Source organism: Streptomyces sp. NPDC088725 (genome assembly GCF_044751305.1).
Taxonomy (GTDB): Bacteria; Actinomycetota; Actinomycetes; order Streptomycetales; family Streptomycetaceae; genus Streptomyces.
On record NZ_JBIVLO010000004.1, the window covers coordinates 91,714 to 118,441 of the forward strand.

Here is a 26,728-nt window from a genome sequence, read left to right on the forward strand (position 1 = left end):
CCCGTACCGGCCACCTGGTCAACAGGGCGATGATCGATCAATCGTTCAGAGCCTGTCAATGGCGACAAGTTCTGGTCACCAAGGTCACACTCCGCGGCCGGACTCCGATCCCGATGCTCGCGACCGGACGGCGCACCATTGCCCGCATACGTGCTCCCACCTGGGCATTCGTTACGTTCACATGAACAGGTGCGTCCCCGGGCCGTGCCAAGCGGACCGTACGAGGCGGAACGCGCACGATCCTCAGGGCAGACGAAGGTTGGGCAGACCCGGTGAAGAGCTGAGAAGTTCAATCAAGGTGTTGCATATTCCGCTTACGATCAGGCAGATTGAATCACCCGACCGGTCTGGGGTCTCCCTCAGCCGCAGTAACCGGGACAGCTTCCCCCTCGGAACGTCCCACGACGGTGACAGGACGCGTTCGATGTCCGATGGTCCTGCCGGCGCGCAGCATCTCCCGGCCCAGATCCGGCCCGAGGCGCGTGCCGCCTCCGCCGCGCAGAGCGGGATCTGGTTCAACGAACAGCTCGGGGACTGCGGGGCGGTGCACCACGTCCCGTTCAGTGTGCGCTTCGACGGCGAACTCGACATCGACGCGCTGCGCCGCGCCTGCGACACCGTGTTGCTCAGGCACCCCGTGCTCAGCAGCCTCGTGGAGGACCGTGCGGGCGCGCCTTTCCTCGTCCCGGCGGCGGTCCGGCCAGCGCTGCTGATCGAGGACGCGAGCGGGAAGAGCGCAGGCGGCCAGGGCAGTCGGCCCGTCGCCGACCTCATGCGCGAGCACATCGTCGCGCCCTTCGACCTCGCCGGTGGCCCGTTGTGCCGCCTGGTGCTCCACGTTCTCGGCCCGCGCGAGTACCGGCTGTTGGTCGTCGCGCACCACCTGGTCTTCGACGGCCTGTCGACGGAGGTGTTCGTCGCCGACCTCGCGGCCTTCTACCGGGCGCAGACCGCGCGGAACACCCCCGCTCCCGACCAGTCCGCACTGCCCGACCAGCCCGTTCCGCCCGTGCTGCCCGCGCTGTCCCCGGCGGAACCGGCCGGTGCCGAAGAGGCGCGGATCGCCGCCCGGCTGCCCGCCGCGCGTGAGTACTGGGCCACGCATCCGCTCGGCGACGACGAGGTGGTGCTCCCCGGCCTCGACCGCCCGGCCGAGGGCGTACAGGACGGCGAATCACTGGAGTTCAGGCTCCCCGACGACCTGCGCACGCGCGTCGGTGCGATGGCGGAACGCCTCGGTGTGACGCGGTTCGAGCTGATCGTCGCGTCGCTTCACGCCCTCCTGTTCCGTTACGGAAACGGCGCGCCGGTCACCGCGCTCGACCTCGGCACCCGTACGCCGGACCAGCGGGACCGGATCGGCATGCACGTCAACGAACTGCCCTTCGCCTCAGCGCCGGAGAGCGGCACACCGTTCGCGGACTTCGCCAGGACGGTCAGGGCCGGGCTGCGTGAGCTGTACCGCGTACGTGACGTCCCGCTCGCCCGTACCGGCACGCGTGTGAAGCCGGGCGTCGCGCTCGCGCCCGTCTCACTGGCGTACCGCCGTACGAGTACACCGCCGGCGTTCCCCGGCCTCGGCGTGTCGGTGGACTGGGTGCCGTCCAACCACACCGCCCGCAACGCCCTGCGCGTCGAACTCGTCGACGCGCCGGAGGGGTTGAGTGTGCTGGTCCAGTACCCGCCGCTGTCGATCGCGCGCGAGGCCGCCGAGAGCATCAGCAGGCACTGGCTGGCGGTGCTCGGCCATGTCACGGTCACACCGGAAACCCCGCTGGCCGGGATACCGCTGCTCGACCGGGCCGAGCGTGCCGCCGTGCTCGCGGGGCCGAACGACACCGCCGTGGAGTATCCGCCGCTGACCGTCCCCGAGTTGGTGGCGCACCAGGCGGCGCGTACGCCCGACGCCATCGCCGTCATCCATGCCGACCGCCGCCTGACCTACGCGGAGCTGGACGCCGCCGCCGAACGGCTCGCGGACCGGCTGCGGAGCAAAGGCATCGGACCGGGCACGCTCGTCGCGATGCGGGCGTCCCGGTCGGAACGCCTGGTGGTGGGGCTGCTCGGCGTCCTCAAGTCGGGAGCTGCCTACATCCCGCTGGACGCGGAATACCCGCCTGAGCGACTGGAGTTCATCGCTGCTGACTCCGAGGCGGCCATCGAGTTGGGAGACGCGGACCTCGCGTCCGACGCGGACCTCGCGCCGGACGGTCTCGCACCGGGCGGCCTGGCGCCGAACAGCCTCACGGCGGCCGATCGCGCGGCGGCGGGAGCCCCGGCGCCGGACGACCTCGCCTACGTCATCTACACCTCCGGCTCCACCGGGCGCCCGAAGGGCGTGCAGATCGAGCACCGGTCGCTGACCAACCTGCTTCTCGCGATCCGGGATCTGCTCGACGTCCGTCCCGGCCACTGCTGGTTGGCGCTGACCTCGATCTCGTTCGACATCTCGGGCCTTGAGCTGTTCCTCCCGCTGGTCACCGGCTCCACCGTGGTCGTCGCGAGCGAGAGCCAGACGCGCGACGGCGGCGCGCTGCGCGAACTGGCCGCCCGCCACGGCGTCACCCACGTACAGGCCACCCCGACCGGCTGGGCGATGCTCCTGGACGCCGGCTTCGACGCACCCGACGTCACCGCGCTCACCGGCGGCGAGGCGCTCCCGCTGACGCTCGCGCGGCGGCTGCGCCCGAAGGTCGGCAGGCTCGTCAACGTCTACGGTCCGACCGAGACGACGATCTGGTCCACGTCCGACGAGATCGGCCCGGATCCGGACCGCGTGACGATCGGCCGCCCGCTCGCCAACACCCAGGTGTACGTGCTCGACGAGCGGCTGACCCCGGTCCCGGCCGGAATCCCGGGCGACCTCCACATCGCCGGAGCCGGTCTTGCCCGCGGCTACCTCGGCAGGCCGGATCTGAACGCCGAACGGTTCCTGTCCGATCCGTTCGGCCCGGCGGACGGCCGGATGTACCGCACCGGCGACCGGGTACGGCTGCGGGCCGACGGGCGGCTGGAGTTCCTCGGCAGGGCCGACGACCAGATCAAGCTGAGGGGCTACCGGATCGAGCTGGGCGAGATCGAGTCCCGGCTCCTCGCGGTCGCCGGTGTGAAGCGGGCCGCGGTGGCGGTACGGGACGGCCGGCTGGCCGGCTATCACGTCGGCGACGCGGACGCGGGTGAACTGCGCCGTGAGCTGGCGGCCGCGCTGCCCGCGTACATGGTCCCCGAGGTCTTCGTCGGCCTCGACGCGCTGCCGTCCACGCCGAACGGCAAACTCGACAGGGCCGCGCTGCCGTCGCCGCCCGAGACGGCGCCCACCTCATCGGCGGACTCCGACAGCGTGCTCGAAACGGTGCGCGAGATCTGGTGCGAGGTGCTGCGGCTTCCCAGTCTTGACGACGACGAGGACCTGTTCGACCTCGGCGGCCACTCGATCACGATGTCCCAGATCTCCACGCGGATCCTCGACCGGCTGGACGTCGACGTCCCGTTGGACGCGTATTTCGAGGCGCCGACGGTCCTGGGCATCGCGGACATCGTCGCCGGGCTACAGGCGGAGCTGTAGCGGACGAGCCCGGAGCCGGCGCGGACGAGCGCGCGGCCGGACCCGGCCACCCGGCCACCCGGCCACCCGGCCACCCGGCCACCCACGATACGGCCCGCATCGGACATCGCCGGGTCCGCCGCAGCGCGGGCGCCCGACCGCAGCCCGGACACCGCCACCCGTTTCGGAGCGGACCGCGCGGGCACTCGGCGGGTCTGCCCGTCGTACGGCCATGCGGAAGAAGCGCGGAAGAAGCGCGGATGAAGCCCGGCCGGGCGGCGGCAGACGAGAGGCAGGCGGGCCGGAAGTGAGCCAGCATGAAGTGTCGACAGGCATGGAGTGCCGAGCGGCAACGAGTGTCGCCGTCATCGAGTGCCGGGTGAAGCCGTCATTCGCTGCCGGGCCTTCCGCCGGTGCCGTCACGAGGCGATAGACCGAGGAGAGTGGCATGGCGAGTGAGCGATCCGAGTCCGGCGACCTGACGCCCCGGGACCCCGGACTGGCCCTGCCGGTGGCCGACCGCGCCGGGTGGGGCCCGGTGGACGTACGGGCCGTGGACACCGTTCGGGTGCTTGCCGCAGACGCGGTCCAGAAGACCGGCAACGGACATCCGGGGACGGCGATGAGCCTCGCGCCGCTGGCGTATCTGCTGTTCCAGCAGGTGATGCGGCACGATCCGAACGACGACCAGTGGCTGGGACGCGACCGGTTCGTCCTGTCGTGCGGGCATTCGAGCCTGACGCTCTACATTCAGCTGTTCCTCTCCGGATACGGCCTTGAGATGCAGGATCTGCGCGAGCTGCGGACCTGGGGCTCGGCCACGCCGGGACACCCGGAGTACCGGCACACCCGTGGCGTGGAGATCACCACCGGGCCGCTCGGCCAGGGCCTGGCCAGCGCGGTGGGCATGGCGCTGGCGGCCCGCCGCGAGCGCGGCCTGCTGGACCCGGAGGCAGCGCCCGGCAGCAGCCCGTTCGACCACCACGTGTACGTCGTGGCCTCGGACGGCGACCTGATGGAAGGCGTCACGTCCGAGGCCAGCTCGTTGGCCGGCCATCAGGAGCTGGGCAACCTCGTCGTGTTCTACGACTCGAACCACATCTCCATCGAGGACGACACCGACGTCTCCTTCAGCGAGGACGTCCCGGCCAGGTACGCCGCGTACGGCTGGCACGTGCAGACCGTGGACTGGACGCGCACCGGCGACTACGTCGAGGACGTCGACGCGCTGCTGGACGCCGTCCGGGCCGCGAAGGAGGAGACCACCCGGCCGTCGCTGATCATGCTGCGCACGATCATCGGCTGGCCCGCGCCCACCAAGCGGAACACCGGGAAGGCCCACGGCTCCGCGCTCGGCGACGAGGAGGTCGCGGGTACCAAGGCGCTCCTCGGCTTCGACCCGGAGCGCACCTTCGTCATCGAGGACGAGGTGCTGGCCCACGCCCGCCGGGTCGGCGAACGCGGCCGTGAACTGCGCGCCGACTGGCAGCCGCGCTTCGAGGCGTGGCGTACGGAGAACCCGGAACGGGCCGCGCTGCTCGACCGGCTCCAGGCGCAGCGGCTGCCGGACGGCTGGGCCGACGCGCTGCCCACGTTCCCGGCCGACGCGAAGGGGATGGCCACCCGCAAGGCGTCCGGCGAAGTGCTGACCGCGCTGGCTCCGGTGCTGCCGGAGCTGTGGGGCGGCTCCGCCGACCTGGCGGGGAGCAACAACACGACGATGTCGGGTGAGCCGTCGTTCGTGCCCACCAAATGGCAGACCGAGGAGTGGAAGGGCGGCCCGTACGGCCGCACCCTGCACTTCGGCATCCGCGAGCACGCGATGGGCGCCATCCTCAACGGGATCGCGCTCCAGAGCCTGACTCGCCCGTACGGCGGTACGTTCCTGACCTTCAGCGACTACATGCGGCCCGCCGTGCGGCTGGCGGCCCTGATGAAGCTGCCCGCCACGTACGTATGGACGCACGACTCGATCGGCCTCGGCGAGGACGGTCCGACCCACCAGCCCGTCGAACACCTCGCCGCGCTCCGCGCGATCCCGGGGCTCGACGTGGTGCGTCCCGGCGACGCCAACGAGACGGCGGTGTGCTGGCGCGCCATCCTGGAACACACCGACAGGCCCACGGGTCTCGTCCTGACCCGGCAGAACCTGCCGGTCCTGGAACGCGGTCCGGACGGCACGAGCGGCGACGGGTACGCACCTGCCGAGGGCGCGGCACGCGGCGCGTACACCCTGGCGGGCGGCTCGGCGGCGACGCCGGACGTCATCCTGATCGCGACGGGCTCCGAGGTGCAGATCGCACTGGACGCGCGCGACCGGCTGGCCGGCGAGGGGATCACGGCGCGCGTGGTGTCGATGCCCTGCCGCGAGTGGTTCGCCGCGCAGTCCCTCAGCTACCAGGACGAGGTCCTGCCGCCCGCCGTACGGGCCAGGGTCAGCGTCGAAGCGGCGGTCGGCCAGGGCTGGCGCGAGGTCGTCGGGGACGCGGGCCGCATCGTGAGCCTGGAGCACTACGGCGCCTCGGCGGACTACGAGCGCCTGTACCGCGAGTTCGGCATCACCCCGGAGGCGGTGGCGCAGGCAGCCCACGACAGCATCCGCGACGCGGCGTCCCCGACCCGGCCGGGCGGCCGCCAGCACACGTCGGCCCCGACGAGCGGAAGCACGGGGGACGGGCCGCGCTGACGGCGACGGCGTGAGCGGCGTCAACCTGTGCTCCTGGAGGGCTGGTTGACGCCGCTTCCGTCACGCGGACCCCACGCCGCCCCGCGCCCGTCAGCTCAACAGCGCCTGGCCGAGCGCGTATCCGGCGTACACCGCGCCCATGCCGACGCCGATCGACGCGAGGACGTTGGCCGCGGCGAAGGCTCTGGCGCCGGTTTCCGCCAGGCGCAGGGTCTCGTAGGAGAAGGTGGAGTACGTCGTCAGCGCCCCGCACAGGCCGGTGCCCAGCAGCAGTTGGAGATGGTGGCCCGACGAGCCGGACAGGGCCGCGCCCGTGACGAGTCCGAGGATCAGGGAGCCGATCACGTTGACCGTGAACGTGCCCCAGGGGAAGACGGTGTCGTGGCGGGCCTGTACGGCCCGGTCCGTCAGGTAGCGCAGCGGCGCGCCCACCGCGCCGCCTGCCGCCACGAGCAGGAAGTCGATCACTGCCGCCGCCCCTCCGCCGCGCGCGTGCTCCGGCTCATCCCTTGCTCCGTTCCGAGAGAAGCCGGCGCGTGCTCCACGCGCCTGTCGTCACCGCCGCGAGCGCGGCCACCGCCGTGGCCGCCAGATAGGTCACCGCGATGCCCGGCCGACCGGTGTCGAACAGGCGGTGGATGTCCACGCAGTACGTGGAGAACGTGGTGAAGCCGCCCAGCACGCCCATACCGAAGAACGGCCGCAGCAGCCGGTGGGCCGACCAGAATTCGGTGACCACGACCAGGAACCAGCCGATCACCAGGCAGCCGACCGCGTTGACCAGCAGCGTCGTCCAGGGAAAAGCGTCGTCCCCGGTCGGCCAGAGCCGCGCGGCCCCGTACCGTGCCACGGCCCCCAGCGCACCGCCGAGCGCGATCACCGCGAGGACGCCGTAGTGCGAACGCCGCAGCTCGCGCCGCTGGCTTTCGTCCGCGAGGTCGACATCGGGGTCGATCGGCTCCGCCGCGGCCTGCGGCCTGTTCTCTTCCGAACGCATGCGTCTCCCTACGCGCGTGGGCGCCCGTCCACGGGCACGGACGCGCCTGTCACGAGTAGGGACCGTTGGCGGCGACCACCACCGCGGTTCGGGTACGGCGGGCCCCACCGCCGCGGACGTCCGCTCGTGGAACGGCCGCCCTCAGGGACGAGCGTAGCGGGCGTGGGCGGCGTTTCCCGGCGGGAAGAGTCCGCGCACCGGGCCGGTTTCAGCCCGCCGCCCTCGTGTAGAAGAAATAGTCGCCCTCCTCGTGGGAGTACGCGTATCCCTCACGCTCGTAGAGCCGACGGGCCGGATTCCTTCTGTGGACGCCGAGTTCGAGGGTGGTCGCGCCCGAGGCGGCGGCCGCCTCGGCGAACGCGCCCAGGAGACGGGCGCCCAGGCCCCGCCCGCGCAGTCGCGGGGTGACGGCGATCGTGACGAGGGTGGAGCGTCCGGTCTCGGTGGCGGTCCACATGGCGTATCCGGCAGATTCGCCGTCACCGTCACCGTCGCTGCCACCGTCACCGCCGGTTCCGGCTTCGAGTACGACCGTACGGTCGAGGTTGTCGACCCACAGTGCGAGGTTCCGGTCCAGCGCAGCCGTCCAGCCGCTCTCGTTCTCCGGCTCGATGTCCCGCATGTAGCGCAGTTCGCCGCGATAGATCATCGGCAGATCGGCGGCCCGCGCCTTCCGCAGCCGGGTGTGGTGGTCGGGACGCACGGGTGGTCGCCTTTCGTGGTGGCGGATGACACCGGGGGCCGGGCGTCACCCGCATCCTGCCCGACATCTCCCGCGGGTTCTTGCCGGTCGCGCACGGCGGCCCGCGACGCGACCAATCCACTGACGCGTTCACGCCGAATAGGGGGCAACGATGACCGATCGCAGCCCGCCCGCGACTCGTCGGCGGACTGTCCGGAAGGGGATGCACCGACGTGACAACACAGCGCACAGCCCGCCTCACGGCGCTCCTGGCCCTGCCCGCCGTCCTGACACTCGGCGCCGCCGCACCGGCACTCGCACACAGCGGACATGACGGCATGTCCATGAAGGCGGAGGCCGGTCAGACGTACCAGATCGACCTGGAGCAGCTGAACGACTCCGGTGCCAGCGGTACGGCGATGCTCAGCGTCGACGGAACGAAGCTGACCGTGAAGATCGACGCCACCGGTCTCGTGCCCGGCCAGCCGCACGCCCAGCACATCCACGGATCCACCGACGGACACGACTTCAGGTGCCCGGACGCGAGCGCCGACAAGAACGGCGACGGCATCGTGACCACCGCCGAGGGCCTGCCCATGTACGGCGACATCAACATATCCCTGACCACCAAGGGCGATACGTCCAAGGACAGCGGTCTCGCGGTCGACCGGATGCCCACCGCCGACAAGGACGGCAAGCTCAGCTACTCGCGCACCATCACCGTCTCGCAGACCGTCGCCGACCACATCAAGGACCTGCACGTCGTGCAGCACGGCATCGACCCGAACGGCAACAAGGCGTACGACTTCGGCAAGGGCAAGAGCGAACTCGACCCGAAGCTCCCGCAGGAGGCCACCGCACCCGCCGACTGCGGCATGGTCAAGGGCGCGGCGGTCGGCTCCATGCCGGTGGGCGGGGTCGAGACCGGCTCCGGCAGCACCCAGGGCGTCGAGTCGCCCGGGATGCTCGCGGCCGGTGGCGTGGCGCTGCTGGGCGCCGGCGCCCTGTTCGCGGCCGGACGCAGGATGCGCCCCGCGAGCGCGCGCCGGAACAGCTGACCTCGGCACTGTGACCCAGTGGCCCTGTGACCCTGCGACCAGAAGGGCGGTAGCCGGATGAGCGACGGACGTACGGGCGACGGGGGTACGCGCCACGGGGGTACGGGCCACGGGCCGACGGGGGACGGTTCGCCGAGGGCCGGAGCGCCGGCGGCCGAGGAGTCGGACGACGTCACGTCCGGCCCGGCGGGGACGACCCGCGACGGGACGCGCCGGCGCACCGCCCTGCTGGTCGCGGCCGCCGCCCTGGTCGTGGCCGGCGGGCTGCTCCTGGCCCTCGGGCTCGCACGGCAGCAGCCCGCCCCGCCCGAGGCCGTCGACAAGGGCGGTCCGGCCGCCACGGTCCCGGCGAAGCCGCCGTCCGGGACGCCGACCGCGACGCCGACCGCGACACCGCCGACCGCGTCCGGGGACAGCGGCCGGGCTCCGGCCGCCCTGCCCGCGTCGGAGCCCGTCGAGGTGACCATCCCGTCCCTCAAGGTCTCGTCCTCGCTGGAGAGCCTGGGCCTCGACGGGCACGGCGCCATGGAGACGCCCCGTGACCCGGCCAAGGCCGGCTGGTACCGCCCCGGCCCCACTCCGGGCGCCGAGGGACCCTCGGTGATCGCGGGCCATGTCACCTGGAACGGCACTCCCGCGGTCTTCTTCCGGCTCGCCGAACTCGACCCCGGCGACCGCGTCGAGGTCGAGCGGCGGGACGGGCGTACCGCCGTGTTCACCGTGGACCGGGTGGCCACCTACGCGAAGGACGCCTTCCCCAGCGTCGAGGTGTACCGCAACCTCGACCACGCCGGACTGCGCCTGATCACGTGTGGTGGGACGTACTCGAAGGCCGACCACCACTACGCCGACAACGTCGTGGTGTACGCCTCGCTGACGTCGACCAGGTAGCCCCGTAAGCCGGTTGATGCCGGCTCGCCCCGCACACAGTGGCGCCGACACCTCCGGGTGACGGCGCCATGTCGTATGCCCGCGCCACTTCACATGCCGGAACCCGCCGACGCCACTTCACATGCCGGAACCCGCCGACGCCACTTCACATGCCGGAACCCGCCGACGCCACTTCACATCCTTGAGCACCATTCCACATACAGCGCGGCCCCTTTTGAGTGTCGTTGCCCCATCTGGTCGTTCTTCATGGTTTTCTACTCATTGCGCGTTGCCATCCGACGCGCGGTGATCACCTGACCGGCGAAGGCGCGACCTCCAGGCGCCTTCGTGGAAGCCGCCCGGACACGTACTGCTGTCCCGCCCGCTGGGTCGAACGGATCACGTCTCCCCCCACCGGAACTCCCCCTCCTTGCCGTGCGGCGAAAGCCGCACGCGTGGACCGGGCGGATTCTCAGACGAGAGGAACCCCATGAAGTCCCCCTCATCACGGCCGCGTTCACGACGTACGCTCGATCACTCCCTGCTCGTCCTGGGCGCCAGCGCGCTGGCCACGGGACTGGCCGTGCTCACGCTCGCCCCCGGCATCAGCGCCGCCTCCAGCCACCGCGAGGCGCCGGTGATCGCCGGTGACCCGCGGGCGGACAACACCGACGTGTACGCGTTCACCAGCCCGGACCGCACCGACTCGGTGACGATGATCGCCAACTGGATCCCGTTCGAGGAGCCCAACGGCGGCCCGAACTTCTACGCGTTCGCCGACGACGCCCGCTACCACATCAAGATCGACAACACCGGTGACGGCCGCGCCGACGTCACGTACACCTGGTGCTTCCGCAACAAGATCCGTGACGCGGCGAACCAGTTCCTGTACAACACCGGCCCGGTCAAGACGCTGGACGACCCGAACCTGAACTTCCGTCAGGTGTACGACCTGACCGTCACCCACGACGGCCGTACGGAGACGCTGCTGCACGACGCGCCGGTCGCGCCGTCCCGGGTCGGGCCCGCTTCCATGCCCGACTACGCGTCCCTGCGCGGCCAGGCCGTACGCCAGGTCCCCGGCGGCGCAAAGGCGTTCGCGGGGCAGGCGGAGGACCCGTTCTTCGCCGATCTGCGCGTCTTCGACCTGCTGTACGGCGGCAATCTGAGCGAGCGCGGCAAGGACACCCTGGCCGGTTACAACGTGAACTCGGTCGCCATCCAGGTGCCGAAGAAGCTGCTGGCCCTGCGCGGCAGCGCGACCCGCAACCCGGTCGTCGGCATCTGGTCCACCACGGAACGCCGCGGTGCGACCGTCACCGACAGCCGCACCAAGGCGGGCGGCGACTGGCGCCAGGTCTCGCGTCTCGGCAACCCGCTGGTCAACGAGGTCGTCGTACCGCTCGCGTACAAGGACGCCTTCAACTCGATCTCGCCCGACCAGGATCACACCGTGCAGCCGGTCGTCGACAAGGTCTACGACCCGATCCTGCCCAAGCTCATCCAGCAGGTCTACGGGGTGCCCGCGCCGAAGACGCCGCGCAACGACCTCGCCGAGATCTACCTGACCGGCATCTGCAAGGCCTGCGGCCCGATCAAGGCCGATCTGAACGCCCAGAGCCTCAACAAGGACGCCGATCCCCGGCAGATCATCCCGGCCGAGGAACTGCGGCTGAACATGGGCGTCGCTCCCGCGAAGAATCCCCAGCGGCTCGGTGTGCTCGCCGGTGACCTGGCCGGTTTCCCGAACGGCCGCCGGCTGACCGACGACGTCATCGACATCTCCCTGCAGGCCGTGGAGGGCGCCGCCCAGACCGGCAAGCTCGTCCCCGCGCTGGCCGCCGGTGACAAGGTCGACAAGAACGATGTCGCCTTCGGCACGCGCTTCCCGTACCTGGCCCTGCCAGAGACGAAGAACGTCAACTCCGGTGGCTCCGGGCGCTCGGGCACGCGGCAGGCATCCCTGGTGAACCCCACCAGCGCCGTCGCGGTCGGCGGAGTGGGCGCGCTGCTGCTGGGCGCGGGCGGGTTCCGGCTGCGTCGCCGCCGTACGACCGGCTGACGACCCACGTCTCCGGGACCGCGGCTCCGGGCCGTTGGGCGGGTGGGGCTCGCAGCGGGCCCCACCCGCCCGGGAGCGTCTGCCGGTCACGCCCGTACGACCGGGCCATTGACCTGGATGGCTCCGTCGTCCCGGCCTCCCTGCCGTTTCGACCACGCCGTCGTCCCGACCGCCCCCGTCCGTACGCGTTCCGCGAGGAGGACCGTGACCCAGCCGACCGCTGACCCGAAACCCCCGTCCACCGGCCGCAGACGGCTGCGCGGCACGGTCGTCACCCTGGCCCTCGGCGTGACGCTGTTCGCGGTGGGAGCCGTGGGGCTCTCCCCGTGGAACACCGAGCAGGACCGGGCCACGGCCGCCGCCGGGGCCCCGGCCACGGCGGGCGGCGCGCGGGCGGACTCGGTCACCGCACTGCGCGAGCAACTGCGGCGACTGCCGCAGAACGCCTCCGCCTGGGCCCAGTTGGGCATGGCGTACGTCCAACAGGGCCGCGTCACGGCCGATCCCGCCACCTACGCCAAGGCGGAGGCCGCTCTCCGGCGCTCGCTGAAAGAGCTGCCGGACGACAACTACCAGGCGCAGGTGGGCATGGGCGCGCTGGCCGCCGCCCGCCACGAGTTCACCGCGGCGCTGGCCTGGGGCCGCGAGGCCGCCGCCGCCAACCCCTCGAACGCCCCTGCGCAGGCGGTGCTGGCGGACGCCCACACCCAACTCGGGCAGTACGCCGCGTCGTACCGCGCCGTACAGCGCATGGTCGATCTCCGGCCCGACACCTCCTCGCTCGCCCGCGCCTCCTACACGTGGGAGCTGCGCGGCGACATCCCGCAGGCCCGCGCACTCATGAAGCGCGCCCTGGACGACGCCTCCGGCCCCGCGGACCAGGCGTTCGCCCGCGTCCACCTCGCCACGCTGGCGCAGGAGTCGGGCGACGCGCGCACCGCGCTGCGCGAGGCGGAGCAGGGCCTGCGCGCCGTGCCGCGCGACGCGGCGCTGCTGGAGGCACGGGCCCGCGCGCATGCCGCGCTCGGCCACGACCGCCAGGCGGTGGCGGACTACACGGCGGCCGTCGCGATCGCCCCGCTCCCGCAGTACGTCATCGGCCTCGGCGAACTGGAGCAGTCGCTCGGGCACACCCGGGAGGCCGAGGCGCAGTACGCGTTCCTGCGTACGCAGGAACAGCTGCGCCGGGCCGGCGGCTTCGCGCCCGATGTGGACGACGTCCTGTTCGAGGCCGATCACGGCGAGGCCGGACGCGCGGTCGCGCTGGGCCGCGCGGCGCTGAAGAACCGGCCCTTCATCGCCGTACAGGACGCGTACGCCTGGGCGTTGCACCGTGCGGGACGGGACGCGGAGGCGCTGACGTACGCGGACCGCGCGCTGTCCCTCGGCACGCGCAGCGCGCTCTTCCACTACCACCGGTCGGTGATCCACCGCATTCTCGGCAACACCGCGTCCGCCGCGAAGGACCTCGACCGCGCGCTGGCCATCGACCCGTGTTTCCATCCCCTGCACGCACGAGACGCACGGGCCGAGCGGGACGCACGTGACGGACGTGGCGCCCGTACCGCCGACATCACTCGTGCCGCCGACACCGCCCGCACCCCCGGCGCCGCCCGTGCCGCTCAGCAGCGAATCGACTCCGCCTCATGAAGCTCATGCCCCTCACGCGTGTCACACCGCGCCGCGTCTTCGCCGCCTGCGCGCTGGTGGTCGCCACGGCCGCCGTGCCCGTCGTGGTCGCGCCCGCCGCCTCCGCCCACCCGCTGGGCAATTTCACGGTCAACCACCACACCGGGCTCACCCTCAGTCCGGACCGCGTCGACGCCCGTGTGGTCGTCGACCGGGCCGAGATCTCGACCGCGCAGGAGGCCCCGCGGATCGACCTGGACGCGAACGGCAGCGCCGACGCGGCCGAGAAACGGGCCTACGCCCGCGCGCAGTGCGCCACCGCGTCCGGTGAACTCCGGGTCGAGGCGGGCGGCCACCGGCTCCACTGGGCGGTCGGAACGGCAACGTTCAGCTACCTTCCGGGCGAAGGCGGCCTGCGGACGAGCCGGCTTCAGTGCACGCTGACCGCCCCCGCCGATCTGCGGCGACCCACTGACGTCTCCGTGCACACCGGATACGACAGCCGCCGCATCGGCTGGCGGGAGATCACCGCGCGGGGTCGCGGAGTCGTCGTCAGCGAGTCCGACGTACCCGCGGTGTCGTCCACCGACGAGCTGCGCCACTACCCCGCGGACCCGCTGGCGAGTCCGCTCGACCAGCGGTCCGCCACCCTGCGCACCACGCCCGGCGGGAGCGGGAACACGCCGCTGACGCCGCGTGTGACGACGTCCGGGTCCGGACCGGTCGCCACGGCCCTGAACGCCCTCTCCGGGGTATTCGACTCACTCGTCGGCGCCCGCGAACTGACCATCCCCGTGGGCGCGCTGGCGTTACTGCTCGCCATTGTCCTCGGCGCCTCGCACGCGGCCATGCCCGGTCACGGGAAGACCCTCATGGCCGCCTACCTCGCGGGCCGCCGGGGCACGCCGAAGGACGCCGTCACGGTCGGTGCCACCGTCACACTCACGCACACCGCGGGCGTCCTCGTGCTGGGTCTGCTGCTGCCGCTCGCCACCACACTCGCCGGTGAGACCGTACTGACCTGGCTCGGCGTGGCCAGCGGGCTGCTCGTCACCGCGATCGGCCTGTGGCTGCTGCGGGCCGCCGTGCGCAACAAACCCACGCACCCGCACGGTCACACACACCGTCACCCCCACGGTCACGGTCATGAACACACGCACCACCACCCGCACCAGCACGACCGTCCGGCGTCCCCATCGACCGTCGATGCCACCGCTCACGCCACCGCGAACCGCGGTCCGGCCGTCGCCGTCCTCACCGAAGAACGCGTCCCCGCGCCGCACCCCCACACCCACCACCCGGCCGCGACACGCGGCGGCCTCATCGGCATGGGCATCGCGGGCGGGCTCGTGCCCAGTCCTTCCGCGCTCGTCGTCCTGCTGGGCGCCGTGGCGCTCGGACGTACCGCCTTCGGCGTGCTCCTCGTCGTCGGATACGGCGTCGGCATGGCCGCCACGCTCACGCTGGCCGGCCTCCTGCTCGTCCGGCTGCGCGACCGTATCGACCGCCGCGCGCGCACCACGGACGCGGCGCGCTGGGCCGGGCTCAGGCGCCTGGCCAGGTACGGACCGGTCGCGACCTCCGGGCTCGTCCTGCTCGTCGGAGTCGGGCTGACGCTGCGGGCCGCCGCCGGGCCCTGGTGAGCGGCGCGCCCTCGTGGCCGGCAGGCCCTGCTGACCGGCGGTGCGGTCGGCCGGACCGGAACCGACTCCGCACGCGCTACTTGCTCAGTACGTTCACCGCCACGATGAACAGCCCCAGCATCAGATCCACACCGCCCACCCGGCACGACGCGGGCCAGGTCCGTCCCGCGACCCGGGCCGCCCACAGACCCCAGCCGAACAGGGTGGCCACGTTGAGGGCCAGGGCCGCTTCGACGGCGTGGTCCTCACCCCACAGCCCGGCGTACGCGCCGAGCAGCGCCGCCAGTGCCGGCACCGAGGCGATCACCAGGGGCCACTCGGTCAGCATCGACCGCAGGGCGCTGACGGTGACGGCGGATTCGTCGGCCGTGCGGTGGGCGATGGCGTGCGCGTAGCCGTGTGCCGCCGCCGACGCCAGGACCGCCACGAACACCCACAGCGCGTCGTAGCCGGGGTCGGGCGGCCCGCTGTCGTTCGCCAGGGCCGCCGCCAGCGCGCTGGTGAGCACCGATCCGTACACACCGCCGAACAGCAGCCGCTGCAACGGTTCCGCCCGGCGGCCCGGCCGCGCGGGGCCGCCCGCGAGGCGGCTCCCTCCGCCCCCGCTTCCGTCCCCGCCACGGCTCACCGGGTCGCTCGGTCTGTCGCGCAAGGCGCCACCTCTCAAAGCGGGAGGATGTGGAAGAAAACATCAGCTTTGAGAGATCTAACAGCACATCGGGCGGATCTTTCCGGAGCTATGCCGACAGGCTCGCGTCGTCGAGCGAGGCGTAGTAACGGCCCACGGCCGCGAGGTACGCGGGATCGCTCGTCTCGCTGTCCGTCGTGAACCGGGGCGCCTCCTTGATCTCGTCGCGCGTGCGGGTGACCTTGACGGTCCGCGCCTCCATGTCGATGGCGGACACGGCACCGGCCGGTACGAGCATGCTCTTCCCGAAGACCCAGACGCCGGTGTCCACGATCAGATGCCGCATCCCCGTCCGGTCGACCTGCCGGTCCACATGGCCGATCGTGCCCGAGGGGGTCTCGACGGTGAATCCCACCAGCGACTGTTCCGGCAGGTAGCTGACCTGCGGCGGGTAGGTCCAGAGGTTCTCCATGAAGGTGTCTCTCTCTCCGCGCTTGACTTTTCGGCTGATTAACTTGAAGGTCCTTACCCCATACCCCCGTAGCGACAGAGAAGGCCCGAAGTCCGGTGCGCACTCTCACTCGTACGGTAGGGGCGTGCGTGCGGGCCGACGTGGTGGGCAACCGCACGATCAAGTGGCAAGAGCTGTACGAGATGTTCGGGGCGGATAGGCGTGAGCACGAACCGGTACGACGACCCGACGCCGAGCGCGCCCCAAGCCACGTCCGCGCCACCGCGGATACCGCCGCAGCGACCACCGCTGATACCACCCCAACTGCCGCCACTGATACCGCCGCAGCCGCCGCGCAGGCCCCCGCAGAACTCTCGGCGAACGCCGGCGCCGGCTCCGGCACCCCCGCGGACGCGGACGCCGGAGCCGGCCCCGAGGCCGGTCGCACCGAGGCCGCCCGTGCCCGCCCCGAGGCGGGTCGCGCCGAGGCCGCTCCCGCGAACTCCCGCGGAGGCCAGGGCCCTTGTCCAGGCCGTTCTGCACGAGCGCTGGTACGAACTGGACGAGCTGGTGATCGCCGACGCGCTGCTCGTCACCTCCGAGCTGACGACGAACGCGGTACGCCACGGCGGTGGCATCACCCGCTTCGAGGCCCGGATCGCCGATGACTGCCTCGTCCTGCTGATCGCGGACCGCAGCAGCGCGCCCCCCGCCGCCCTCCCGAGGCAGGGCGAAGATCCGTCTCAGGGAGGCTACGGCTGGCCCCTGATCCGCCGGCTGACCCGGGAGATCACCGTCATCCCCGCCCTCTCCCCCGGCGGCCCCGGGGGCGCTGTGGGCGGAAAACAGATCCTGGCCGTCGTGGATCTGCGCCAGGCGCCTCCGACCCGGGGCGAGTTCGGTTCCGGCTTCGGTGACGGCCCCGGCGGCGGTTACGAGGACGACTTCGAAGAGGAACCCGAAGAAGACCTGTGACCGGAGGAAGAGCTGTAGGCGGGTGAGGGCAACGGGCTGGGCACCGGAGGGTCCTCCGAGGTCACTACGTGGCATGGACATGGCCCTTGGCGCGTGGCACTCTGACCGCGACCCGACAACGTTGTCCGGCCGGTGATCCGTCCGGCCGGCGATACGTCGTCGCGTCGTCGCAAGGCCGTACGCACTCACCCCCACCCGGGCGAAGGCCCCGACCTGCCCGGAGACTTGGAGCTGCCTCCATGAGACGCGCCGCCACCTTGTTCAGCACACTGGCACTCGCCGCTACGGGCTGCATGCTCGGCACGGCCCACGCGGCACCGGCCGGCACCTCGGCCGCCGCTGCCACGGGATCGCACAGCACATCCGTCTCCGCCGCCGATCAGCAGGCGGCCCTGCGCTTCTGGACCCCTGAACGGCTGCGCGGAGCCCGGGAGATGACGGCTCCCGCAAGCCGAACCACCACCGCGACACCGGCAACGGCCGCCCCCGGCGCCCCCGTTGTGGTGCCGCCGCTGGCCGCGCCCGCCTCCGCCGCCGCCGCGTCCACCCCGGGCGTCGGCACCTTCGCCTCCTCGCCCACCGCCTGGACCGGCGGCGGCCTGATCAGCACCACCGTCGGCAAGGTGTTCTTCCAGCGCGCGGACGGCGGCACGTTCGCCTGCTCGGCCACCGTCGCGAACAGTGACAACAAGTCCGTCGTCCTGACCGCCGGCCACTGCGTCGTGGACGCGGGAACCGGCGAGGTCTACCGGAACTGGGTCTTCATTCCCGGGTACGCGAACGGCAACCGCCCCTTCGGCACGTTCACCGCCACCCGCCTCTTCAACGTCGCGCAGTACGTGTCGACCGGCGGCAACGCCAACTGGGACTTCGCCTTCGCTGCCCTCGGCCAGGTCAACGGCCGCTCAGTGGCCAACACCGTGGGCGCGGAAGGCATCGCGTTCAACTCGGCCACCGGCCGGCACACCCACTCCTTCGGCTACGGCGGGTCCGACGCGGAAGGCAACGGCGAGCGCCTGAACCACTGCGAGGGCGACGAATTCCCCGACGCGGGCCGGGCCGGCTCCACGATGTGGGGCATCGACTGCGTCCAGAGCGGCGGTTCGAGCGGCGGCGGCTTCCTGGCCGACTTCGACACGTCGACCGGCGGCGGAAGCCTCGTCGGCAACATCAGCGTCAGCGCGGGCAGCAACGAATACCACCCGACGCTCGGCAACGAGGCTCTGGACCTCTACCGCCAGGCCGGCGCCGCCTGACCGGTACGGATCTCCGTAACGCGCTCCCCGCTCCCCGTACGGCACGCGCCGTGCGGGGAGCGCACTCGTTGACGCGGCAGCTTCTATTGGATTCATCAATAACAGCTATACGCAGAATTCGTTGGCGTTAATAACAGTCTCCTCGCAGAATTCCAGCGAGGGCCCAGAATGGAAAAGGGCCCCGCAAAGCGAGTGAGGTGCGGAGATGTCGTCATCGAAGGGGTCGAGGCCGACAGCCACAGCGGAATCCGCCGCGTCACAGGAAATCCTGGCCGCGGTGGTACGGGAGCCCGGCGGACCCTTCCGGTTGGAGAAGCTGGAGGTGGCGCGGCCGGGTGCCTCGGAAGTCCTGGTCCGGATCGTGGCCACGGGTGTCTGCCAGACCGACGCGCACAGCAGGGACCAGTCGTATCCGGTTCCCCTCCCCGTGGTCCTCGGCCACGAGGGCGCGGGCATCGTCGAGCAGGTGGGAGACGCGGTCACGTCGGTGTCACCCGGCGACCACGTGGTGCTGTCCTTCCCCTCGTGCGGGCAGTGTGTGTCCTGCCTCGGCGGGGATCCGGCCAACTGCGAGCGCGGCTTCGAACTCTCCTTCGGGGCAGCACGGGCCGACGGCGGAAGCCCGTTCACCGATGACGAGGTGCACGGATACTTCTTCGGCCAGTCCTCCTTCGCCACCTACGCGCTGACCTCGGAGCGCGGTGTGGTGCGGGTTCCCGAGGACGTTCCTCTGGAGATCCTCGGCCCGCTCGGCTGCGGCATCCAGACCGGCGCCGGGGCAGTGCTCAACTCGCTTGAGGTTGAACCCAGTTCCAGCGTCGCGGTATTCGGCGTCGGCGGTGTCGGCCTCGCGGCGATCATGGCCGCGCGGGTGGCGGGCGCCAGGAGCATCATCGCCGTGGACGTCAACGACGAGCGGCTGGCCCTGGCCCGGGAACTCGGCGCCACGCACAGCCTCAACAGCCGCGCCACGGACGATCTGGCCGCCGCCGTGAGGGAGATCGAGCCCAGAGGCGTCGACTACGTCCTGGAGACCACGGCGCTGCCGCAGTTGCTCGCCCTCGCCGTGGACGTACTCGCCCCCATGGGGACCGCCGGTCTCATCGGTGGCGCCCCCGCGGGCACGACCGCGCCCATCGACATGAACCAGCTGCTCAACGGAGGCCGGAGGCTGCGGGGCATCGCCCAGGGCGACTCCGTCCCGCAGGTCTTCATTCCCCAGCTGATCGAGCTGTACCGGGCCGGACGGTTCCCGTTCGACCGCCTCGTCAGTTTCTACGACTTCGCCGACATCAACGAGGCGTTCGCCGACACCAGAAGCGGCAAGGCCATCAAGCCGGTCCTGCGCATCGGCGCGGCCTGAGCGTCCCGCCCGCCGGCCCACCAGCTCCTCCGTGATCGCCGATCGCTGATCGCCGGTCGCGCGAGGTCCACACCGACCACACCACATCGCAGCGCCCCGGGCAGCGAAAGAAACCGTCCGCACGGCGCGCGTACAGCAGCAACCGTACGAAGGAGAAGACACCATGTCTTCAAGCACCGACCGTCCCGACTGGCTCGTCGAGGACCTGGGCCCCAAGGGCGCCGCATTCGTGAACCTGAGTGACTTCGCGGTCCCGCCGGAGGAGTCGCACGGCTCCCTGTTCCTCCCGGACCGCCTCGCCAAGGGCTACCACGTCGAGGAGATCAGGGACGGGGTCTACTGGGTCTCCGTCGGCTGGTACGACTGCATGTTCGTCACCACCGGCAGCGGCGTGATCGTCCTCGACGCGCCCCCGGCGCTCGGCGAGAACCTGCTCGCGGCGATCGAGGAGGTGACCGATGAGCCCGTCACCCACGTGATCTACAGCCACTGGCACGCGGACCACATCGGCGCGGCCGCGATGTTCGGCGCGAATGTGCAGATCATCGCGCACGAGAAGACCAAGGAGCTGCTGGAGCGCTTCCCCGACCCGTTCCGGCCCGTGCCGACCGAGACGTTCAGCAAGGACGCCACGCTGGAGGTGGGCGGCGTACGGCTGGAACTCTCGTACAAGGGCCAGAACCACTGCGAGGGCAACATCTTCGTGCACGCCCCCGCGCAGAAGGTGCTCGCGGCGATCGACATCGCCAGCCCGGCCTGGGTCACGTTCCGTGACTGCGACTCCTCCGAGAACCTGAGCGGCTGGGAGCAGGCACACCACCAGATCCTGGAGTACGACTTCGACACCCTCATCTCGGGGCACGTCTCGAAGCTGGGCAACCGCGACGACGTCGTGGAGGGCATCGAGTACATCGACGACCTGGTCCGCTACTCGCGCGAGGCGCTGGAAACCATCCCGATGGAGTACTTCCACGAGAGCATGGACAACACCTACCGCGCCGCCTTCCGCGCGGTGGAGGAGAACTACTTCGCCGCCCTGGTCAACTACGTGACGAAGAAGACGCTGGAGCGGACGACGTCCAACGGGAAGCGCTGGGAGGAGCGGCTGAACGGCGCCGATGTGCTGACCAAGCACAACGCCTTCTCCATCCTGGAGAAGACCCGCCTGGAGCGTACGCACAACGGCTACATGCGGCGGGACGGCTCGGCACCGGAGAAGTTCTTCATCTGAGCCAGATCCGCACGCGGACCGGTCCGGCCGGGCCCACTGACACGCGGGTGGAGCCGGACCGGTCGTCGAGCGGCAGGGAACCGAGCAGAGGAGAGCAGACATGAAAGCCGCGATTCTCGAAGAGGCGGGCGGCGAACCGGTCATCGGTGCCTTCCCCGATCCGCGAGAGGCCCCCGGCACCGCCGTGGTGTCCGTACTGGCCGCCGGCATGAACCCGATGGATCTGCTGATCGCCGCAGGCCGCTTCCCGCTCCGGGTGCCCGAACCGCCCGCCGTGCTGGGATTCGAGGGCGTGGGCGAGCTGGCCGACGGCAGCCGGGTGTACTTCGTGGACGCTCCCGCCCCCTACGGCTCGTTCGCCGAGCTGGCGCCGGTGAACGAGGCCTCGCTGACGCCGGTCCCGCCCACGCTCGACCCCGCGCTGGCGACGGCCCTGGGCGTGGCGGGAACGGCCGGCTGGACGGCCCTGGAGTACCGGGCCCGGCTGGCACCAGGCGAGACGGTCCTGATTCTCGGCGCCAGTGGTGTCGTCGGACAGCTCGCGGTCCAGACGGCCCGGCTGCTGGGGGCCGGGCGGGTGGTCGCCGCCGCCCGCGGTGACGTACGGGAGAAACTGGCCGCGCTGGGCGCCGACGCGGTGGTACGGCTCGACGGGCCGGACGGTCTGGAGGACGCCCTGCGCGCGGCCGCGCCCGGGGGCTGCGACGTGGTGCTCGACCTGGTCTGGGGCGAGGCGATCCCCCATGTGATCGCCGTCGCCAACCCGGGGGCGCGGCTGGTGCAGGTGGGTAACGCAGCGTCCGCCACGGCCACGGTCACGGCCGCGTCGTTCCGCAACAAGACGATGTCCCTGATCGGGCACAGCGTCCTGCTGGCCCCGGCGGACGTACGGCGGGCGGCGTACGTCCGGATGACGGAACTCGCGGCGGAGGGGAAGATCGCACTCGACATCGAGCGCGTCCCGCTGAGCGGCTTCCGGCATGGCTGGGACCTGCTGAAGGCGGGATCGGCTCACCGCAAACTGGTGGTGGTCCCCGGGTCCTGACCGGGGGCACTGACCGACCGCCCGGCGGCCGGACTATCAGGGCGGTCGGGCACGCGGGGCGCACCGGGCACGTCGAGCACCGATAACGATGAGGCAGGCACATGGAGTTGCGGCAGCTCGAGTACTTCGTCGCCGTCGCCGAGGAACTCAACTTCACGCGCGCCGGCGCCCGCGTACACGTCTCACAGTCCTCGCTGTCGGTCGCCATCCGCACGCTCGAAAAGGAACTCGGCCCGGCCTTGTTCCACCGCACCACGCACAGCGTGCGGCTCACCCCGGCGGGCCAGGCGCTGCTGACCGAGGCCAGGACGGTACTGGCCGCCGTCACCGTCGCGCGCGACGCCGTCGCCGGGGTCGAAGGAGGGGTCAGGGGGACACTGCGGGTCGGCATCATGCAGTCACTGACCGCGATCGACCTCGGCGGTCTGCTGACCCGCTACCACCAGGAGCGCCCCGGGGTGGAACTGCTTCCCGTGTCGTCGGTCGGCGGGTCCGGGGCGCTGGCCCGCCAGGTGGCCGAGGGGATGCTCGATGTCGCGTTCGTCTCGCTGCCTGCCGGGCGGCCCAAGGGAGTCGAGGTGCTGCGGCTGGCCCGGGAGCCGCTGGTGCTCCTCTGTCCGCCGGGTCACCGTCTCGCCGGGCGCGGTACGGTCCCGATCGCCGAGTTGGCGGGCGAGGAGTTCGTCGACTCCCCGTCGGGGTGGGGCATCCGCGCCGGCGTGGACCGGACGTTCGAGCAGGCGGGTATCGGCCGGATCGTCTCCGTCGAGGTGGCGGACGTGTTCACCGTCGCGGAACTCGTCCACGCCGGATTCGGGCTCGCGTTCCTGCCGGGCAGCATGCTGCCGGGCAACCGCGCCCACCACGTCTGTTCGGTCGACCCCGCGCCACAGTTCGAACTGAGTCTCATCCGCCCCGACGACCGGCCGGTCACCGCCGCGGCCCAGGCGTTCATCGACCTGGCCCGCGCGACGGCCACCGCCGGGGGCACCCCGGGCTCGGAGGACGCCGAGGGCTCCGGGACCACTGGCGAGGAAGACACGCCCTAGGATCGGACGCCATGCCGATTGGCGGTCAAGAGGCCGCCCCTGCCGGGGAGTTCGTACCGATGGATGTACTGACACTGGTGTCGGCGGCGGTGGCGCTGGTCAGTGCCTCCATGGCCGCCCTCCTGGGCTACTGGCAGCAGCGACGGCTGCGGACCATGGAGCAGCGCAGCCTGATGGACACGTACGGCGCATCGCTGGCGTGGGCCGCCTTCGACCTCCAGAGCAGGCTGTTCAACATCCTGCACGGACACGCCCTGGACAGCAGTGGCGGTCCCGGCAAGGGATTCATCACCGCCTTCCTCACCGACGGCACGGCTGAGGAAGCCGAGTACGTGCGGCGCAGCACCGTCTTCGTGCTGGCCGAATACCTCGGCTGGGTGGAAATCCTGCGCCGGGACGTGCGGTTCCTCGATCTCGGGCGGACCGCCACCAATCGCGATGTCATGGTGAAGATCTCCGACATCGGGGCGTCTCTCAGTTTCGCCCATGAGCCCGGTCCTGGCGGAAACCCTTCCGTGGGAAACGAGTTGCGTCTCTTCCGGGTCCATCAGCGGGCGATCGGTGAGCTGATGGTCCACCCGGAGGGCGAACCGGGGCGGCGGCGCTGCCTCGGGTACGTGGAGTTCTGCGCGAAGCTCGAAGCGGACGACGGCTTCCGCCGCTGGTTCGCGCAGCCGCTGGCGGACATCGACCGGCTGGCCGCGGACACCCGTCCGGCGGTGGCCCGACTGGAGGTCATGCAGAAGCAGTTGATCGCCCTCGTGGACCTGCTGGACCCGACGGCCGAGCGTTTCCCACGGTCCCGGCAGCTCTTCCACGGCGCCCAGCACCTCGGGGCCGGCGCAGCTTCCCTACCGGACTGACGGGGACCGGGGCCGGAAGTGGCGGGGACCGAGCCGGAAGTGGCGGCCGCACCCGCCACCAACCGCCCGCCTTCGCGCGGTCTTCGCGCCGTCCTCGCAGCCCGTGCGGTCCTACGGAACGCGCGCGACGCCGACGTAGAAGGAGCAGTCCTCGTCCGCCGGGGCGGGGGCCTCCTGGTACCACTGCGGCGCCGTCACCAGGCCCGGGGCCACGAAGGCGAGCCCTTCGAAGAACCGGGCGACCTCCGCGTGGGCGCGCAGCCGCAGCGCGATGCCGCCCTTGGTGTACGTACCGGTGACCTGACCGGCGAGCTGCGGGTGGAAGTCGGCGGTGCCCTGCGTGAGCACCAGATAGCTGCCGGAGGGGAGTGCGTCGACGAGGGTACGGGTGATGCCGTACGGGTCCTGCCCGTCGGTGATGAAGTGCATGAGCGCGATCACCGACAGGGCGATGGGACGGCTGAAGTCAAGGGTGGCGCGGGCGTGTTCGAGGATGACCAGCGGCTCGCGGATGTCGGCCTCGATGTAGTCCGTCGCGCCGTCCGCCGTACTGGCCAGCAGGGATTCGGCGTGCTGGAGCACAATGGGGTCGTGGTCGGTGTAAACGACGCGCGACTTCGGATTGATGCGCTGGACGATCTGGTGCAGGTTCGGTTCGGTGGGGATGCCCGTACCGATGTCGAGGTACTGATCGACGCCCTCGGAGGCCAGCCAGGCGGCGGCGCGCTGCATGAAGGCGCGGTTGAGGCGCGCGTCGCGCCGTGACTTCTCCGGCAGCAGGGCGCCGACCTGCCGATCGGCCGCGAAGTGGTCTCGGCCTCCCAAAAGATAGTCGTACACCCGTGCCGAGTGCGGCTTGCTCGTGTCGATCTGGGGCTTGGGGGTGCCTGTGGTCATCGGGCGCTCCGTGGGGTGTCTGGTCGCGTGCGTCTGTACGCGCGTAGAAGGGGAAGTGCGTGAGCGGGCATGGGCATGGGTCAGGCGCTCTGGGCCGGGGGCGGGGGTGAGCGTGTCGAGCGCCAGGTGCGGCGACACCGGGGGCGGTGGTGTCAGGTACGTGTCATGTCGGACCGTAACGCCGGACCGCGAGGAGCGGCACCGCCCTCGGCATCCGCACCCGTATCGACATCCGCTCCGGCATCGGGTCGCGCTTCGGCTCCGGTATCGGGCGGCTCGACAGGGGACAGCGGGGCCCGGCAGCGGTCGCCACCGGACCACTGCCACGATCACGCAGGGCAGTTGACAAACCCTGACATCGCCGTCACCGCCACAGGCAGGGCGCGGGAGTGACGGGCGGCGGCCGGCGGACCGCGGCGTCGAGAGGGCAGGACTTCTCATCCCCCGTACGGTGTCCGTTCACGGCCCCACCCATGTCCCGTCCGGCGCGGCGGGGTCCGACGTAGGCTCAAATCGATCCCCGTGCACGCTCGGCGCGGAGCCCGCCCGAGGGAGAAATCCACGCGCCCCACGACGGCCGCGACGGCGACCCGCCCAGTGGCGCCCGTCACGTGTCACGCTCATATCCGGTCGCGATTGTTCCTCTTTTTAGCCATTTCGCGGCAGAACGCAACACCAAAGTGAATTCTTGTCGTCCATGATGACACCTTCCAGTGACTGGATAATGGCGGGAACCGATACCATCGACGCTCTGCTGCCAACGAGTGCTGGAGTGATCTGGACGTGACACGACCGCGTGTGGGTGTGGCTGTACTGACCATGGGGACCCGACCCGTCGAGCTGCGGGCTCTGCTGGACTCCGTGGCCAAGCAGCGGGAACCCGCGCAGCGGACCGTGGTCATCGGCAACGGCGCGCCGCTGCCCGAGCTGCCCGACTGGGTCATCGGAGTGGAGCTGGAGACCAATCTCGGCGTCTCCGGCGGCCGCAATGTCGCCATGGAGAAGCTCCGCGAGGCCGGTGACGTCGATGTCCTCATCGATCTGGACGACGACGGCCTCCTCATCGACGCCGACGTGATCAGCCGTGTCGCCGATCACTACGAGAACGATCCCAAGCTCGGCATCGTCAGCTTCCGTATCGCCGACGAGACCGGCTTCACCCAGCGCAGGCACGTGCCGCGCCTGCGGGCCGACGACCCGATGCGCGGCGGCGAGGTGACCACCTTCCTCGGCGGCGGGCACGCCCTGTCCATGCGGATGCTGGCGCAGACCGGTGGCTGGCCGGACGAGTTCTTCTTCACGCACGAGGAGACCGACCTCGCGTGGCGTGCGCTGGACGCCGGCTGGAAGATCCAGTACGACCCCGAGCTGGTCCTCCAGCACCCGCGCACCTCCCCGGCCCGGCACGCCGAGTTCTACCGGATGACCGCCCGCAACCGGGTGTGGCTGGCGCGCAGGCACCTGCCCGCGCCGCTCGTGCCGATCTACCTCGGTACGTGGATCCTGCTCACGGTGGCCCGTACGCATTCGGTCAGCGGCCTGCGCGCGTGGTTCGGCGGCTTCTTCGAGGGCGTACGGACGGCGTGCGGATCGCGGCGGCCCATGCGCTGGCGCACGGTCGGGCGGATGACCCAGCTGGGGCGCCCGCCGGTCATCTGAGGCCGCGGCCTCTTCACGCCACAGCGCCTCCTCGCCACGGCCCTTCTTCGCCGGTAAGTCACTTGTCCCTCGCCCGGAACTGAGCCTAGGTTTCGCTTAGTTAAGTCCGGGGAGGTACCGGGCTGCCGTCAGGGAGGCTT

The 26,728-nt window shown here is 71.3% G+C and carries 21 protein-coding genes; 15 read left to right on the forward strand and 6 right to left on the reverse strand.

The genetic code is table 11. The features are described from left to right. Window positions 1–424 precede the first annotated feature (424 nt). Window positions 425–3,565 carry an amino acid adenylation domain-containing protein gene (locus ACIP6N_RS10570; protein WP_401814528.1) on the forward strand — a complete coding sequence of 1,047 codons (3,141 nt, stop codon included), beginning with the start codon at window positions 425–427 and terminating at the stop codon, window positions 3,563–3,565. 427 nt (window positions 3,566–3,992) lie between these two features. Further along, window positions 3,993–6,230, forward strand: coding sequence for a transketolase (gene tkt / locus ACIP6N_RS10575; protein WP_401814529.1), 2,238 nt, complete (start codon window positions 3,993–3,995; stop codon window positions 6,228–6,230). 90 nt (window positions 6,231–6,320) lie between these two features. On the opposite strand, the gene crcB is transcribed toward tkt, so the two are convergent. The 3 genes from crcB to ACIP6N_RS10590 all read right to left on the reverse strand — a co-directional run bounded on the left by crcB (window position 6,321) and on the right by ACIP6N_RS10590 (window position 7,930). Next, entirely contained in the window at window positions 6,321–6,695 is a 375-nt protein-coding gene (gene crcB, locus ACIP6N_RS10580; RefSeq protein WP_401815210.1) for a fluoride efflux transporter CrcB, read from the reverse strand. Window positions 6,696–6,732: 37 nt separating this feature from the next. Beyond that, entirely contained in the window at window positions 6,733–7,227 is a 495-nt protein-coding gene (locus ACIP6N_RS10585; protein WP_401814531.1) for a fluoride efflux transporter FluC, read from the reverse strand. Window positions 7,228–7,435: 208 nt separating this feature from the next. Continuing rightward, on the reverse strand, window positions 7,436–7,930 hold the full coding sequence (locus ACIP6N_RS10590) for a GNAT family N-acetyltransferase (protein ID WP_401814533.1): 495 nt from the start codon (window positions 7,928–7,930) through the stop codon (window positions 7,436–7,438). 212 nt (window positions 7,931–8,142) lie between these two features. Between ACIP6N_RS10590 and ACIP6N_RS10595 the strand changes: the two genes are divergently transcribed. The 5 genes from ACIP6N_RS10595 to ACIP6N_RS10615 all read left to right on the forward strand — a co-directional run bounded on the left by ACIP6N_RS10595 (window position 8,143) and on the right by ACIP6N_RS10615 (window position 15,171). Next, window positions 8,143–8,967, forward strand: coding sequence for a hypothetical protein (locus tag ACIP6N_RS10595; protein ID WP_401814534.1), 825 nt, complete (start codon window positions 8,143–8,145; stop codon window positions 8,965–8,967). Window positions 8,968–9,024: 57 nt separating this feature from the next. Next, a complete protein-coding gene (locus ACIP6N_RS10600; protein WP_401814536.1) occupies window positions 9,025–9,858 on the forward strand; it encodes a class F sortase in 834 nt (277 codons plus the stop codon). A 469-nt stretch (window positions 9,859–10,327) separates the two neighbouring features. Further along, window positions 10,328–11,899, forward strand: coding sequence for a DUF4331 domain-containing protein (locus ACIP6N_RS10605; protein ID WP_401814537.1), 1,572 nt, complete (start codon window positions 10,328–10,330; stop codon window positions 11,897–11,899). A 204-nt stretch (window positions 11,900–12,103) separates the two neighbouring features. Next, entirely contained in the window at window positions 12,104–13,549 is a 1,446-nt protein-coding gene (locus ACIP6N_RS10610) for a tetratricopeptide repeat protein (RefSeq protein WP_401814538.1), read from the forward strand. Then, window positions 13,546–15,171, forward strand: coding sequence for a nickel transporter (locus ACIP6N_RS10615; protein WP_401814539.1), 1,626 nt, complete (start codon window positions 13,546–13,548; stop codon window positions 15,169–15,171). Before ACIP6N_RS10610 ends, ACIP6N_RS10615 begins: the two co-directional genes overlap by 4 nt. A gap of 76 nt (window positions 15,172–15,247) precedes the next feature. On the opposite strand, the gene ACIP6N_RS10620 is transcribed toward ACIP6N_RS10615, so the two are convergent. Together ACIP6N_RS10620 and ACIP6N_RS10625 are read right to left on the reverse strand one after the other, a co-directional pair. Further along, window positions 15,248–15,823, reverse strand: a complete 576-nt coding sequence (locus ACIP6N_RS10620) for a hypothetical protein (protein ID WP_401814540.1) — start codon at window positions 15,821–15,823, stop codon at window positions 15,248–15,250. Window positions 15,824–15,908: 85 nt separating this feature from the next. Next, on the reverse strand, window positions 15,909–16,271 hold the full coding sequence (locus ACIP6N_RS10625; RefSeq protein ID WP_401814541.1) for a PRC-barrel domain containing protein: 363 nt from the start codon (window positions 16,269–16,271) through the stop codon (window positions 15,909–15,911). 438 nt (window positions 16,272–16,709) lie between these two features. On the opposite strand from ACIP6N_RS10625, the gene ACIP6N_RS10630 reads away from it, so the two are divergent. From ACIP6N_RS10630 to ACIP6N_RS10660, 7 genes are all read left to right on the forward strand, one after another. Further along, complete coding sequence (locus ACIP6N_RS10630; protein WP_401814542.1) at window positions 16,710–17,225, forward strand: ATP-binding protein; 516 nt, start codon at window positions 16,710–16,712, stop codon at window positions 17,223–17,225. A gap of 239 nt (window positions 17,226–17,464) precedes the next feature. After that, window positions 17,465–18,481 carry a trypsin-like serine peptidase gene (locus tag ACIP6N_RS10635; RefSeq protein WP_401814544.1) on the forward strand — a complete coding sequence of 339 codons (1,017 nt, stop codon included), beginning with the start codon at window positions 17,465–17,467 and terminating at the stop codon, window positions 18,479–18,481. A gap of 205 nt (window positions 18,482–18,686) precedes the next feature. Further along, on the forward strand, window positions 18,687–19,844 hold the full coding sequence (locus tag ACIP6N_RS10640) for an NAD(P)-dependent alcohol dehydrogenase (protein WP_401814546.1): 1,158 nt from the start codon (window positions 18,687–18,689) through the stop codon (window positions 19,842–19,844). A 163-nt stretch (window positions 19,845–20,007) separates the two neighbouring features. After that, a complete protein-coding gene (locus ACIP6N_RS10645) occupies window positions 20,008–21,075 on the forward strand; it encodes an MBL fold metallo-hydrolase (RefSeq protein ID WP_401814547.1) in 1,068 nt (355 codons plus the stop codon). Between the two features lie 100 nt (window positions 21,076–21,175). Then, a complete protein-coding gene (locus tag ACIP6N_RS10650; RefSeq protein WP_401814549.1) occupies window positions 21,176–22,120 on the forward strand; it encodes a zinc-binding alcohol dehydrogenase family protein in 945 nt (314 codons plus the stop codon). Window positions 22,121–22,221: 101 nt separating this feature from the next. Then, on the forward strand, window positions 22,222–23,169 hold the full coding sequence (locus ACIP6N_RS10655) for a LysR family transcriptional regulator (protein WP_401814550.1): 948 nt from the start codon (window positions 22,222–22,224) through the stop codon (window positions 23,167–23,169). Between the two features lie 59 nt (window positions 23,170–23,228). Next, window positions 23,229–24,032 (forward strand): hypothetical protein, encoded by an 804-nt coding sequence (locus ACIP6N_RS10660; protein ID WP_401814551.1) that lies wholly within the window; start codon window positions 23,229–23,231, stop codon window positions 24,030–24,032. A gap of 111 nt (window positions 24,033–24,143) precedes the next feature. Here ACIP6N_RS10660 and ACIP6N_RS10665 read toward each other — a convergent pair whose 3' ends face one another. Next, window positions 24,144–24,929: an SAM-dependent methyltransferase gene (locus ACIP6N_RS10665; RefSeq protein WP_401814552.1), complete on the reverse strand. Its 786-nt coding sequence runs from the start codon at window positions 24,927–24,929 to the stop codon at window positions 24,144–24,146. Between the two features lie 819 nt (window positions 24,930–25,748). On the opposite strand from ACIP6N_RS10665, the gene ACIP6N_RS10670 reads away from it, so the two are divergent. Then, window positions 25,749–26,588, forward strand: a complete 840-nt coding sequence (locus ACIP6N_RS10670) for a glycosyltransferase family 2 protein (protein ID WP_401814553.1) — start codon at window positions 25,749–25,751, stop codon at window positions 26,586–26,588. The last annotated feature ends 140 nt before the right edge of the window (window positions 26,589–26,728 follow it).